The organism is Flavobacterium anhuiense, from assembly GCF_900101855.1.
Classification (GTDB): Bacteria; Bacteroidota; Bacteroidia; order Flavobacteriales; family Flavobacteriaceae; genus Flavobacterium; species Flavobacterium anhuiense.
Map to the genome: position 1 here is coordinate 191,242 of NZ_FMVC01000006.1, position 15,065 is coordinate 206,306.

The following is a 15,065-nucleotide window of genomic DNA, read 5'->3' on the forward strand; positions in this document are numbered from 1 at the left end:
AATATAAAATGAAAAAAATTATTATAAACATACTGATTTTATCTACTGTATTCATAGGATGCAGTACTGATTTGGATATTAACCAAGATCCAGATCTTTTGACTCCAGAAAAGACTCCGTTAGCAACACAACTTCCTTCAGGAATTATTGGTATTGTTGGTGCCGAAGGAGGTATAATGTCAATAATAGGAGGTTTTTGGGCACAATATTACACGCAGTCATCAGGTGCTAATCAATTTAGAAATATAGATTCTTACAATATTACGACAAATGACTACAATTATGCATGGAACACTATGTATGATGGACTTAGCGATATAAGAATGATACAGAGAAAGGCTTTAGCTGAACAAAATTGGAATTATTATTTAATAGCTACCACTTTATACGTTCAAGCATCTCAAATAATGACAGATTTTTATGGTGATATTCCTTACGAAGAAGGATGTAATCCAACAATATTGACTCCTAAATTTAATACTGGTCAAGAAGTATATGAATTGATGATTAAAGACTTGGATGATGCACTTTCTAAAGATTTAAAAGTTTCAAAAGGAGCTGTTCCTGGTAAAGATGATTTCATTTTTCTTGGAAATATGACACTTTGGAAGAAATTTGCCAACACACTGAAATTAAAAATTTACATCAGACAGTCAGAAAAAAACAAAGCGATTTCAGACAGCGGGATTGCATCTTTACTTAATGATCCAAATGTTTCTTTCTTAGATACTGATGCTGCGGAATCTAATTTTACAGGATCACCGAATTATGAAAATCCTTTGTTTGAGTTTAATTATAAATTAAATACGAGAACAAATATAAGAATGAGCAGAACATTGGGACAGTTTTTAACTGATAAAGCTGATCCAAGAAAAGATCCGTTTATTTATTGGAATCCTGCAAATACTAGTCCAAAAGCTTATGTTTTTCAAGATCAAGGAAATTACGACGTAAATTCAAGTTTAGGATATGCAAAAGGGCCGACAAATTCGTCTATACCTGCTGTTATTTATGATGGGGCTAAAAAGCCAGTCTATTTATTGTCATTAGAAGAAAGTTTGTTTTTACAAGCAGAGGCGTTAGAAAGAATTGGTTTAAGCGGGAAAGCAAAATATGACGCTGCAATAGTCGAAAACTTCAGAAAAAATGGTATTAATTCTACAACAGCAAATAGTTTTATTAGTGGCACGTACGCTTACCCTGAAACAGGTACATTCGATGAAAAATTAGAGGCAATTATTGTTCAAAAATGGGTGGCTAGTTTTCCAGAAAATGGATTTGAAGCTTTTTTTGAGAAAAATAGAACAGATTATCCGAGAACTTCTCCAGTGGCTCAAAACATTTCAAGTTATGTAGGTGGCCAATTTGCTTTTTCTGCAAGTCCAGATGTTGTGGTTCCTTATGGAACTTTTCCAAAAAGAATTCCTTATCCTCTATCTGAAAGAAATTATAACCCAAATGCTCCTGAACTGCAAGCCGCAACAGTGAAAATTTGGTGGAATAAATAATAAAAAAAACAAATTATTGAAAATGAAAAATTTAAAAAACAATATTATAAAAATACTTTGCGGTATTCTTATCTCGTTTTCATTTGCGTCTTGTGATGCAGGTGGTGATCCTGAAGCAGGAGGTACGACTACGCAAGACTTTGCAGGTGATTGGTTTATTAATGTAAAGGTAGAAGGGGTAAGCAAGTTTATCAGGTTTTCTACTTACAATACGTCAGCAAACGACAATACTATGTTTATTGATGATAATGGTTTGTCTCAGACTAAACCCACGTCGCAACTTTTGAAAGCCAAATATTCAATTAATTTGAGTACAGGAAATTTTGCGTCTGATACAAATACTCCAAATCTGAGACAGACTAATCAAACTGTAACGATTACAAATGGTAAAATTGAAAAACAGGCAGGAACATCAAAAGGAGGGCATACTGTCGATAAAATTTCATTTACTGTTGAGTATAGTAACGAACCTGGTGTTAAGTATGATTATGTTGGAACAAAAAGAACAGGTTTTAAAGAAGATGAATACTAAATGTATTTAAGTAAAAAGCTGGTAATTTAAGTTACCAGCTTTTTCAATTTATAGAACATTATTGCTGCAAATTTATCCATATTACCACCTGATAGGATTCTTTAGTTTCTGTTTTAAATTTAGCAATACAACAAAACCCGAAGGTTTTTAAACCTCCGGGTTTTTCGTTTTAACAACCAATTCTAATTACTTAACAAATTTGTCAATGATTTTATCTGTTTCTGCTTTTGCAGTATCTGGTTTTAAATCAAATAAAAGAGAATAAAGAGCTTTTCTGTCCACTTTAGCTTCTAAGTTTAAGTCTTGATGTCTGTCAAAAAGAGTTTGCCATTTATCGCGAACGTTTTTCCATAATGCATTATTTTCTTTCCACCATTTTTGAGCAGCAATGCATTTTACATCTGGAACTTTAGTGTAAACATCAAATCCTTTTTCTTGAGCTAGTAAAACATCTTTCCCAGTATCGTCGCGAACTAATTTATCATTGTCTTGTTCGTGATTCCATCCCGTAGCAGTGATTTCGTGTATGTTTCTTCTTTTCAAAACATTATAATCGTTACGTTTTGTTTGCTCTCTTCTTGGAAGTGGAGCATCAGCAACGTTTGCCCAATAATCTTGTCCGTCAACATGTACCCAAGTTGAAGATCCCTCATATCTTGGGCTATCATCTACCTGATATACTTTTTGAGTCCATTGACCTTTAACGGCTTTTTTGTCTAATTTCTTGTATTTCCAAGAATTGCCTTTGTCAAATGTATATAAGTCTGTGTTTTCGTATAGCCAATCTTGTCTCCAGTGTTTGATAATCATATCGTCGCTTACAATCAATAAGTGCTGCATCACAATTTTGTTAGGAGTGTCTTCTAATAACTCTACCCATTCTAAGGCAGATTCGTGTTTCGTTTCAGAAGGTTTATAAGTAAGAGAATCTTTTGGATATGAGAAAGTTTCTGTGAAGTTAAACTTTACCTCATAACAACCACACATTGATTTAATAGATTTTATGTCTTGTTGTTTTTTGTCCTGACTAAAACCAAGACCACATGTTAAAGCCATAGCGGCTGACAAAAAAAGGCTTTTTGAAATCATAACTTATTGTTTTGTTTAAATTTTCGCAAATATATAAATTTTATTTAGAACAATTAAAAATAGTTATATATTTGCATCGATTATTAAGACTGAATAAAAATAATGAATTTTAAAATAACTCTTTTTACTGTTGTGCTTTTTTGTCAAATTTCTGTTTCTCAAGAGGTTCAAAAAGATAGTGTCGAAACAAATGAATTATCAGAAGTTAAAGTTACTACTGCAACTAGAACGGAAAGAGTGCTTTCGTCATTGCCTTTACCCATGACAATTATTACATCTGAAGCTATTATGAAGTCAGGCGTTACAAGATTAAATGAAATTTTAAGCGAACAGACCGGTATTATTTTAATTCCAGACGAAAGTGGTTTTGAAGGAATTCAAATGCAGGGATTGGATGCCGCTTATACCATGATTTTAATTGACGGTGTACCATTAGTAGGGAGAAGTTCTGGTGTTTTAGATTTATCAAGGGTTTCAGTAGGGAATATAGAAAGAATCGAAATTGTTAAAGGCGCTTCTTCTGCATTATATGGTTCTGAAGCAATGGGAGGAGTGATAAACGTAATTACAAAAAGACCAAAAAAAGATATGTTTACAGGTAGTCTTTCTTATCGATATGCAACTTTTAACACCAGTGATGCCAATACAAATTTGCTGTGGAAAAAGAAGAAATTCTCAGCTAATCTTTTTGCTAATTTTTATTCTACAGAAGGTTATGATTTAGATAAAAATACACCGTTAAAGAATCTAGAACCATTTTACAATTTTACTATTCAGCCTAAGATATATTACGACTTTTCGGAGAATCTAAAATTAATTGTGAATAACCGTTTTTATGATATGAAAATGGATAATAGAGCAATTATAGATTCTGAAAACTATACGGGGGATGCCAAAGAGAAAGAATGGAATTCGCAATTAAAATTTGAACATAAATGGAGTTCGAAAGTATATTCTGAATATGAATTTTATGCTACAAACTATAAAAATGATTCATTTTTAAAAGACCAGAATAATATCGTTTTTGAAAGTGCCTATTACAATCAATGGTTAATTCGACCAGAACTTCGAACAACAATTTCTCTGAAAAATGATAAACTAACTGGTGGAGTTGGATTAAATTATGAGACGCTAGACAGGACTTATTTTGAGAAACAAGTCAATTTTAATTCGCAATATGTTTATATTCAATACGATTATAATCCGACAGGAAAATGGAATGTTCTTGCTGGATTTAGATATGACAATCATAGTGAATATGCTTCACAGTTTAGTCCGAAACTAGCAGTCAACTATAAGTTTAATGAAAACTTTTCTCTTAAGTCTTCCGTAGGCTATGGATATAAAGCGCCAGATTTTCGCCAATTGTATTTTGACTTTACAAATCCATCAGTTGGATATACGGTTTTAGGATACAACGTTGCAGAAGATCGCTTAGATCAACTTGAAGAACAAGGACAGCTTTTGTCTAGGGTTGACGGGGTAAGTTTTGGTGAGCCGTTGAAGCCAGAAAGCTCAATTAATGTCAATTTTGGAACTTTTTATAAGAAAAATAAATTAAGATTGGACGTCAATGCTTTCTATAATTCAATAGAGAATTTAATTGATACTCGTGTTGTTGCTCAAAAAAATAATGGTCAGAATGTCTTCAGTTATTTTAATATCAGTAAAATTTTCACCTACGGTTTAGAGTTTAATTCAACATATGATTTTACAAAACAATTATCAATATCATTTGGTTATCAGTTTTTAACAGCAAAAGACAAATCGGTTCTGGATAATTTCGAAGATTACCAATATATCCGTAACTCAGATTTACAAACCATTCAAATTAAAAAATCTGATTATTTTGGATTGTTTAACAGGTCAAAACATACGGCCAATGTTAAGTTTGCTTACACTATTCCTAAAATTAAGACCGACATCAACTTACGCGTTTTTTATAGAAGCAAATATGGGATGTTTGACACCAATGGTAATCAGATACTGGACAAATATGACACATTTGTAGATGGTTACTTTTTGACAAACTTATCAATTTCAAAATATATCGGAGATAAATTTATGCTTCAAGCGGGAGCTAATAATTTATTTGATTTTACAGATCCTAGCCAAATTAGCAACCTGGCAGGACGACAGTTTTTTGTACGAATTCAATATAATTTTTAATCAATATTTATTTAACACCTTTTCAAAATGAAAACAAAATTCTTACAGCTTTCGCTTTTAGCATTATTTATTTTTACAGTATCTTGTAGTAGCGATGACGATAAAAATGAAGTAGTACCAGTAGTAACTACAAAAGTTTCTAATATTGCTGCGCCGCAGACAGGCGGGCAGGGACAACCAGCAGGTGGCGCATTTGCAAAATTTAGTTTTTCTCAAAATAAGTTGGTAACAGATAATAGCTGGGATATTGCTTTCCGTGGGACTACAATCATTGTAAATGGAGGAGCTAAAATTGGTCTTACAGATGAACCAGAAAGAACAGGATCTGGCGCAGTAAGCATTGTGTCTGGTACATTTGCTAGTGTAACTGCATTTCCTGCGGCAAGTACTTTTGCTCAAGATGCATCAACAGTTTATTCAATTCCGACAGGAAGCGGAAAAGGTTGGTATTCTTATAATGCAGAAACTCATATTATTTCTCCTATTGCAGGAAAAGTATTTGTAGTAAAAACACACGATGGTAAATATGCAAAATTTGAAATATTGAGTTATTATAAAGATGCACCTGCAAGTCCAACATTAACTTCTGAGTCGCCATACTACACTTTTAATTTCGCTTACCAGGCAAATAGCACTACTACATTCTAATAAAGAGTATTAATCTCGAATAGTTTGTTTTATAAAATGTACTCTTAAATAAAACATCAAAAATCTAGTCAATCATTAGCTTTGTTTTTTTTATTTTTTTTTTGATAAGGAGGTTAGAATTTTCTAACCTCTTTTTTTTGTTCTACTTTCTTGTTAAAATGAAATAGAAACAAAATGTTATTCTATCTTTGCACAAATTTTTTCTGCTGTAGATTAAACATTATTGAATTGGTTTAATTTTTGAATGCAGTCCTTCATATTTTTTATAATTATTAAGTGAACACAAAATCTTATTTTTTTCAGTCTTTTGCGATTGTTGCTTTGGCATTGGTTGCTTTTATTGGATTCAAACAAGTCCTTCCAGACAAAATATTTTCTGAGAGTAAGTTAGATTCTAAAAATATATTAATAGACAGTCTGCTTTTAGAATCTGTGGCAGAAGATTCTCTTTCTCTGGACAAAGACAGTATTGCTGAAAGTGAAAAAGAACTGAATCAGCAGAAAATTGTTTTTGATGAAACTGAAGGAATTGAATTTCCTGCTGAAACATTCGAAAATTATAAAGGATATCAATACCTGATTTCTTTTTACGAGAAACTGTATCAGCTAGAGAAAAATCCGCAGAACAAAGTTAGAATCGCTTATTATGGAGATTCTATGACTGATGGCGATTTAATCGTTCAAGATGTTCGTGCCAATTATCAAGAACGTTTTGGAGGAAATGGAGTTGGATTTGTTCCTATTACTTCAGAATCTGCTGCTTCGAGAGGTTCTGTAAAATCAACTTATTCTAAAAACTGGAAAACGCAATCTTACTTAAATGTAAAAAGACCGACAAGTCCTTTCGGAGTTAACGGACATGTGTTTTTTGCAAATGATAAATCTAATCCGACTTGGGTTCAGTACGAAGCTGGATTGAACAAATATTCAACTTCTTTAGATAACGCCACATTGTTTTATGGGCGTGCTACTAAAACAGGAAAAGTGAATTTCATTATCGGAAAAGATACAATTAAGAAAAGCCTTTCTCCAAATAATTTAGTGAACACGTTAAAAGTTTCATCGGGAAGTTTAAAAGCTTTTAAAGCTAATTTTGTTCAGGCAGATTCAATTCCGATTTACGGTTTTAATTTTGATAACGGAAGCGGAGTTCACGTAGATAATTTTTCTCAGAGAGGAAATTCAGGACTTCCGATTTCGATGTTCAATGCTGATGTAATGAGGGCTTTCAATAATAGTTTGAAATATGACTTGGTTATCCTTCATTACGGAACCAACGTTTTAAATTACGGAACTAAAAATTATTCTTGGTATGAAAGAGGAATGACAAAGACCGTTAATAAAATTAAAGAATCGTTCCCTGGTGTTTCAATTTTAATCGTTTCAACTGCTGATAAATCGACTAAATATGATTTGGAAATGAAAACCGATTCAGCGGTAGTTCCTTTAATGAAAGCGCAAAAACATTATGCTTTAGAAACTCATGCAGGGTTTGTAAACTTATATACTTTGATGGGTGGAGACGGCTCTATGATAAAGTGGGTTGACGAAACTCCGGCAAAAGCAAATAAAGATTATACGCACTTTAACCAGCGTGGCGCAAAAGCAATTGGTAATTTGCTTTACGGACAATTGAATAAAGGATACGAAGAATATAAAGTACTCAGACAAAAAAGAGATGCTGAAGGGACTAAGCCAAAACCAGTAAAAAGAGCTAGACCCGATTCTATTTCAGTAACAAAAGATAGTGTATGATAAATAAACTTATGGTTTTCTTTTGTTGTCTTTTTTTTACAACAAATGATAAAACTCCTAAAACAGACGTACAGCCAACACCCAAAAGTATGATTCAAAAAGTGGATACAGCAGCAATTGATGCTCCTTCTGATGGCCAGATTTATAACGCAAAAGCGATAAGTGATTTTTTTGAAAAACTAGAAAAAAACGAAGATCAGAAGAATCAAAAAATCAATATTGTGCATATTGGCGATTCGCATATTCAAGGCGACTTGATGACCAATGAAATCAGAAAAAAATTGCAGCAGAGGTTTGGTAATGCTGGGCGTGGTTTAGTATTTCCATATCAATTGGCCAAAACAAATGGATCTTACAACGAACGTTTTCGATCTAACAGAACTTGGGAAAGCTATAGAAATATTCACCCATTTAAACAATGCCCGATTGGGATAAGCGGAATTGGCCTTTGGAGAGATTCTGGCGGATTTGTTCTGGAAATGAATGTTAAAGATCCAGCGTATAAATTCAATACAATAAAAATTATTACGCCCCAGAATCAGAATATGTTCGATTTGGCAATTTCGTCTAAAATCAATTCTATTCAGACAACCGAGCGAAGAGTTATTACCCATAAGATTAAAAAAGGCGAAGTACTTGGGACCATTGCAGACAAATACAATGTTTCAATTGCTGAAATTAAAAGAGACAATCGTTTAAAAGGGAATAATATTCGTGCAGGAAGAACATTAAAAATTGCCACAAACGAAACTAGAGCAAAGACCATTTCAATGTCAGAGTTTGTTCCGTTAGCAATCGAATCAGATTCTTTTTCGCATTATTACAACTCGGAAAATGCTTTAAGCCGAATATTCTTGATTCCGAACAAAGAAGCAAAGGATTATGAGTTAAACGGAATTGTATTGGAAAAAGATACTCCTGGTATTATTTATAGTGGAATTGGAGTAAACGGAGCTAAATATTCAGATTACAATAAATATCCATTATTCTTTGAACAATTGAAATCATTGCATCCCGATCTGCTGGTTTTTTCACTGGGAACAAATGAAAGCTATGATCATCTGGATTCGGAAAATTATATTAAAGAATTACGAGAATTTATTAATAATATCAGAGCACAAAAAATAGATGCACCGATAATTGTAATGACACCTCCGCCATCATTGCTAAGAAGAAAGCCCAATACTTATATTGATAATTATGCGAGACAAATTATAGATATAGCTCAGAAAGATGGTCTTGCGGTTTGGGATTTGTACGACGAATTTGGAGGCATGAGCGGAATCAGACAATTAAAAGTGCAAGGATTAATTGGGCCAGATTGGGTTCATTATTCAAAAAAAGGATACGAGAAACAGGGAGATTTGTTTACTCAAGCGATTTTAAGATCATACGATAATTTTAAATTAAAGAAGTAAGTTGACGACAATAGAGAGCATTAATAATTGGTTCATTCAAAACTTTGGTGCAATTACAATAGAACAAGTTAAAAGTTGGTTCATTTATAATGAAGACGAAAAACTTTTATTTAATACCGGTTTATTCTTAGGTTTATTTCTGGTTTTCTATTTTGTGTATGGTTTTTTACGCAAAACATTTTATTTGAGATTAACGTATGTTATCCTCTTCTCATTGTTCTTTTACTATAAATCAAGTGGAATTTACTTCCTTCTTTTATTGCTTTCATCGGTTGTAGATTATGGTTTGAGCCAAATTATTTACAGAGAAAGCAGAGACAGCGTCAAGAAATTTTACTTGGTGATAAGTGTTATTTTGAATTTGGCGCTTTTGGGCTATTTCAAATACATGAACTTTTTGATTGGGACATACAACGATATGTTTCATGGTAATTTTGAACTGCATAATGTTTTTCTTCCTGTTGGAATTTCGTTTTATACGTTCCAATCGATGAGTTATATTATTGAGATTTATAGAGAAGAAATCAAACCGACAAAAAACTACATCGAATATTTATTCTTCGTTTCGTTTTTCCCGCAATTAGTTGCTGGGCCAATTGTGCGCGCAAAAGATTTTCTTCCTCAGATTTATCAAAAATTAAATTTGACAAAACAAGACGTAAACAATGCCTTGTTTTTGATTATTGGAGGTTTAATAAAGAAAACCGTAATCTCAAATTATATCTCGGTAAACTTTGTTGATCGTGTTTTTGATACGCCAATGAGTTATACTTCTTTCGAAAACTTAATGGCATCGTACGGATATGCCATTCAGATTTACTGCGATTTCTCAGGATATTCAGATATGGCAATTGGTATTGCATTATTGCTTGGATTTAAATTGCCAGTCAACTTTAGAACACCATATAAATCAACTTCGATTACCGATTTCTGGAGAAGATGGCACATTTCGCTTTCGACTTGGTTAAAAGACTTTTTATACATTTCAATTGGTGGAAATCGTGAAGGTTCTTTCGCAGGATTTTTGTTCCCAAGTTTATTCTTCTTCGGATTATTGCTTTGGGGAATGTCTTGTTATAACGAAAGTATAATTCCGCTTATCATTGCAGGAAGCAGTATTTTAATTTTTGCTTTGTCGTTTTTACTGTCAAGCAAAATAAAACAAACCTTAGTAACCAATTTTAACTTGTTTACCACAATGCTTTTAGGAGGTTTGTGGCACGGAGCAGGAGCGCAGTTTATTGTTTGGGGAGCGCTTCACGGATTGGCTTTGGCGGTTCATAAAATATTCATGGAATTTTTTCCATCCAAAAAAGATAAAAGTCCGAATTTCTTATGGAGATTTTTCTCAATCGTAATTACATTTCACTTTGTAGTTTTCTGTTGGATCTTTTTCCGAGCAAGAGATTTTGAAACAGCATTACAAGTAATTAATAATATCGGACAATTGACTTTCGAACCAGAACTTTGGAAAACAATTGTTCTTGGATATAAAAATGTTTTCGGATTAATGTTGTTTGGTTATGTTTGGCATTTCTTGCCAGAAACTTTCACAAACGGAATGAAATCTGTTTTCGACAAAACGCCATTACTGATAAAAGCAATAATCTTAGGATTTGTATACTGGATTGTTTATGCGACAGCAGTAGCCGGTTCACAGCCGTTTATTTATTTCCAGTTCTAAAAAGATATGGCCACGAAGGCACAAAGGCGCAAAGGTTTTTATTCTTTGCGCCTTTTTTTGTTTGCCACAGATTAAAAGGATTAAAAAGATTTATTTCGCGCAGATTCTGCAGATTTTAGCAGATTTAAATTTTTAATTATTTAAAATAGAAATTTGAATCATCTGCTAAATCTGCGAGAGAAATAATCAGTGAAATTGGTGTAATTAGCAGCAAAGAAAAAACTTTGCGCCTTTGTTACTTTGCCACTTTGAACCTTAAAAAATAAATTGCCTGAAATATCTAATTAGATTATCTTTGCACTTCATATAAAGAAAATGATATGTTTGATAATTTAAGTGATAAGTTAGATAAAGCGTTCCATATATTAAAAGGGCACGGTAAAATTACAGAAGTAAACGTTGCTGATACCTTAAAAGAAGTTCGTCGTGCATTACTTGATGCCGATGTTAACTTTAAAATTGCTAAAGATTTTACAGCAAGAGTAAAAGACAAAGCAATTGGTCAAGATGTATTGACAACATTACAGCCAGGACAATTATTAGTAAAACTGGTAAAAGATGAGTTGACTGAATTAATGGGAGGAGATGTTGCTGGTGTTAACTTATCAGGAAATCCAACGGTTATTTTAATGTCAGGACTTCAAGGTTCTGGTAAAACTACTTTCTCAGGAAAATTAGCTAATTTCTTAAAAACAAAGAAAAACAAGAAACCACTTCTTGTAGCTTGTGATATCTACCGTCCAGCGGCGATTAATCAGTTGCATGTTGTAGGAGATCAAATAGGTGTTGAGGTTTACTCAGAACCAGAAAATAAAAATCCTGTAGAGATTGCTCAAAACGCAATCAAACACGCCAAAGCAAACGGATTCAATGTTGTAATCGTCGATACAGCAGGTCGTTTGGCAGTAGATCAGGAAATGATGGACGAAATTGCTCGCGTACACAAAGCAATTCAGCCTCAAGAAACATTGTTCGTTGTCGATTCTATGACAGGACAAGACGCTGTAAATACAGCAAAAGCTTTCAACGATATCTTGAATTTTGATGGAGTTATCTTAACAAAATTAGATGGTGATACTCGAGGTGGAGCAGCACTTTCAATCAAATCGGTTGTAAACAAACCAATCAAGTTTGTAGGTACAGGAGAGAAAATGGAAGCAATTGACATTTTCTACCCAGATCGTATGGCTGAGAGAATCTTAGGAATGGGAGACGTTGTGTCTCTTGTTGAAAGAGCTCAGGAGCAATTTGACGAAGAAGAAGCAAGAAAACTTCAAAAGAAAATCGCTAAAAACGAATTTGGTTTTGATGATTTCTTAACGCAGATTCAGCAAGTGAAGAAAATGGGTAACATGAAAGACTTGGTTGGAATGATACCAGGAGCTTCAAAAGCCATGAAAGATGTAGAAATTGAAGACGATGCTTTCAAACATATCGAAGCGATCATTTATTCGATGACGCCAGCTGAAAGAAGCAAACCAGCCATTATCGACGTGAAAAGAAAAGCCAGAATCGCGAAAGGTTCGGGAACTAAAGTCGAGCAAGTAAATCAGCTTATGAAGCAGTTTGACCAAATGAGCAAGATGATGAAGATGATGCAAGGCCCAGGCGGAAAAAATCTGATGAAAATGATGGGAGGTATGAAAGGGATGCCGGGTGGTATGCCAGGAGGAATGCCGAGATAAAATAAGACAAAGTTTCAAGTTTAAGGGTTCAAATTAAGAGGCCAAAACTTGAAACTTTTTTAATTACATAACTATTAAGTTTCGCCAGTAACGTGAAACTTTAAACTTGAAACAAAATAAACACAACACATGCAGCTACTAGACGGTAAAAAAACATCTAACGACATTAAAAACGAAATTGCAGCCGAAGTTCAATCCATAAAAGCAGCGGGAGGAAAAGTGCCTCATTTAGCAGCAGTTTTAGTGGGAAACAACGGAGCAAGTTTAACTTACGTGGGAAGTAAAGTAAAATCATGCCAAGAAATCGGTTTTGATTCAACTTTGGTTGCTTTACCAGAAACGATTACAGAAGAGGAGCTTTTAGCAAAAATTAAGGAATTGAACGAAGACGATAATCTTGACGGATACATCGTTCAGTTACCATTGCCAAAACATATCGACGAGCAAAAAATCTTATTAGCAATCGATCCAGATAAAGATGTTGACGGATTCCACCCAACAAACTTTGGTAGAATGGCTTTGGAAATGGAAAGTTTTATTCCAGCAACACCATTTGGAATTATGGAATTGTTGGAGCGTTATAAAGTTGAGACTTCAGGAAAACATACTGTTGTAATCGGAAGAAGCCACATCGTTGGGCGTCCAATGAGCATCTTGATGAGTCGTAAAGGAAATCCAGGAGATTCTACAGTTACATTAACGCACAGTCGAACTAAAGACTTGGCAGAGTTCACCAAAAATGCAGATATTATCATTACAGCTTTAGGAGTTCCAGAATTTTTAAAAGCAGATATGGTAAAAGAAGGAGTAACCGTCATTGACGTTGGAATTACTCGCGTAGACGACGCTTCAAACCCAAAAGGATATGTTATTAAAGGTGACGTTGATTTTGACGGCGTGAGTAAAAAAGCATCGTTCATTACACCAGTTCCAGGTGGAGTAGGACCAATGACAATTGCAATGCTGCTTAAAAATACACTTTTAGCAAGAAAAATGAGAAGCGCAAGAAATCAATAATTTCTTTTTTTAATATTATGAAAGCCTGTTCTATCGAGCAGGCTTTTTTTATTGAGTAATCGCAAAATTAAACACATAGAAACATAGAATTGGTTTCTAAAAAGAATATAAAAGAGAAACAAATTTCTCTCGCATAGCTACGCTATGTTTATTTACAAAAAGTGAAGCGTCTTTTCTGCATTTAGAATATCTATGTTTCTATGTGTTTAGAAATCTAACAGAAAAAGCCATTTTAATATATAATTAATAGTTTAAAGTTTCGGGTCTTAAAAATAAAGGATACTTTTGCAGCACTTTAAAAATAACACTTCTCCAAATGGACGATTATTATTATTCGTTAGTATTAAATTAAGCAGCTTTTGAAATTTTCAAAATGCTGCGCTAAAAACCTGTATTTTGAAATGAAAGCCTTTTACACAAACAACAACGGATTGGTAGAAATCCAAAAATGGACTTCAAATTGCTGGATTCACATCGAATCTCCAACAGAATCAGATAAAAATTATTTATTAGAAGAACTTCAAATTCCTGAAGCTTTTTACAATGATATAGAGGATATCGACGAAAGGCCTCGTATCGAAATCGAAGACGGTTGGACACTTATTATCATGCGCATTCCTATTAAAAGCGGCGATGTGAAAATTCCATTTCATACCGTTCCGCTCGGAATCATTTTTAAAGATGATATCTGCGTTACAATCAGTTTTTATAAAACAGAAATCATAAAAGATTTTGTGGCTTATTCACAGCGCAAAAACATTGACATAGAAGATAACTTCAATTTAGTTTTAAGATTGCTTTTGTCTTCAAGCGTATGGTATTTAAAATACCTGAAACAAATCAACCAGAAAATAAAATTAGCCGAAGATAATTTAGAGAAATCGATCAAAAACGAAGAATTGCAGGCACTGCTTCAAATCGAAAAATGTTTTGTATTCTTCATCACGTCGCTAAAAGCAAATGACGTTTTGTTTCAAAGAATCAAAAATCTAAAAGCGCACAAGGCTAGTTACGATCCCGAATTATTGGAAGATGTTGAAATCGAATTAAATCAGGCGCAAGACACAGCCAATATTTACAACAACATCTTAACTGGAATGATGGATGCCTATGCTTCGGTAATTTCAAACAATATGAATAACATCATGAAGCAAATGACATCAATTTCAATCATTTTGATGATTCCAACCCTAATCGCCAGTTTGTACGGAATGAACGTCCCAAACGGATTAGAAGAAAGCAAATACGGCATCTGGATCTTACTTTTAGTTTCAATAATTCTATCCACTTTTGGAGTCTTTTTGTTCAAACGCAGAAGATGGTTCTAAAACTTTAAATATGTAAAGCCTACTCGTTAAGAATGGGCTTTTTCGTTTTTATATCTTGGGCGTGACCCCGACCCATCGAGAGGGCAAATATACTTTCGCTTATGCGCCCTCTCAACGGGTCGGGGTCGGGCTATCCGCGCTACTTCGGTAGCTTGCTACTATCCCTCACGCAACTTTACGGAGAGACCTAACAGGTTTTTAAAACCTGTTAGGTCTTGTTGGATATCTTTTA

General features: G+C 33.7%; 11 protein-coding genes. 10 read left to right on the forward strand and 1 reads right to left on the reverse strand.

Translation table 11 applies throughout. The features are described from left to right. Positions 1–8: 8 nt before the first annotated feature. Complete coding sequence (locus BLP44_RS16870; protein ID WP_091134660.1) at positions 9–1,508, forward strand: SusD/RagB family nutrient-binding outer membrane lipoprotein; 1,500 nt, start codon at positions 9–11, stop codon at positions 1,506–1,508. Between the two features lie 22 nt (positions 1,509–1,530). Beyond that, positions 1,531–2,040 carry a lipid-binding protein gene (locus BLP44_RS16875; RefSeq protein WP_091134662.1) on the forward strand — a complete coding sequence of 170 codons (510 nt, stop codon included), beginning with the start codon at positions 1,531–1,533 and terminating at the stop codon, positions 2,038–2,040. A 186-nt stretch (positions 2,041–2,226) separates the two neighbouring features. Here the strand turns inward: BLP44_RS16875 and BLP44_RS16880 are convergent, their stop codons facing one another. Further along, complete coding sequence (locus tag BLP44_RS16880) at positions 2,227–3,129, reverse strand: DUF6607 family protein (RefSeq protein ID WP_008464503.1); 903 nt, start codon at positions 3,127–3,129, stop codon at positions 2,227–2,229. Between the two features lie 102 nt (positions 3,130–3,231). Here BLP44_RS16880 and BLP44_RS16885 point away from each other — a divergent pair, with 102 nt between their 5' ends. The 8 genes from BLP44_RS16885 (at position 3,232) to BLP44_RS16920 (ending at position 14,833) form a co-directional block, all read left to right on the forward strand. Continuing rightward, positions 3,232–5,298: a TonB-dependent receptor plug domain-containing protein gene (locus tag BLP44_RS16885; protein ID WP_091134664.1), complete on the forward strand. Its 2,067-nt coding sequence runs from the start codon at positions 3,232–3,234 to the stop codon at positions 5,296–5,298. Between the two features lie 27 nt (positions 5,299–5,325). Beyond that, entirely contained in the window at positions 5,326–5,946 is a 621-nt protein-coding gene (locus tag BLP44_RS16890; RefSeq protein ID WP_091134666.1) for an HmuY family protein, read from the forward strand. A 276-nt stretch (positions 5,947–6,222) separates the two neighbouring features. Further along, positions 6,223–7,701, forward strand: coding sequence for an SGNH/GDSL hydrolase family protein (locus tag BLP44_RS16895; protein WP_091134667.1), 1,479 nt, complete (start codon positions 6,223–6,225; stop codon positions 7,699–7,701). Next, positions 7,698–9,119, forward strand: a complete 1,422-nt coding sequence (locus BLP44_RS16900; protein WP_091134669.1) for a GDSL-type esterase/lipase family protein — start codon at positions 7,698–7,700, stop codon at positions 9,117–9,119. Before BLP44_RS16895 ends, BLP44_RS16900 begins: the two co-directional genes overlap by 4 nt. Before the next feature lies 1 nt (position 9,120). Continuing rightward, positions 9,121–10,803 carry an MBOAT family O-acyltransferase gene (locus BLP44_RS16905; protein WP_091134671.1) on the forward strand — a complete coding sequence of 561 codons (1,683 nt, stop codon included), beginning with the start codon at positions 9,121–9,123 and terminating at the stop codon, positions 10,801–10,803. A gap of 320 nt (positions 10,804–11,123) precedes the next feature. Beyond that, on the forward strand, positions 11,124–12,488 hold the full coding sequence (gene ffh, locus BLP44_RS16910; RefSeq protein ID WP_066033631.1) for a signal recognition particle protein: 1,365 nt from the start codon (positions 11,124–11,126) through the stop codon (positions 12,486–12,488). A 129-nt stretch (positions 12,489–12,617) separates the two neighbouring features. Further along, entirely contained in the window at positions 12,618–13,505 is an 888-nt protein-coding gene (locus tag BLP44_RS16915; protein ID WP_091134673.1) for a bifunctional 5,10-methylenetetrahydrofolate dehydrogenase/5,10-methenyltetrahydrofolate cyclohydrolase, read from the forward strand. A gap of 401 nt (positions 13,506–13,906) precedes the next feature. Next, positions 13,907–14,833 (forward strand): magnesium transporter CorA family protein, encoded by a 927-nt coding sequence (locus BLP44_RS16920; protein WP_091134675.1) that lies wholly within the window; start codon positions 13,907–13,909, stop codon positions 14,831–14,833. Positions 14,834–15,065 lie beyond the last annotated feature (232 nt).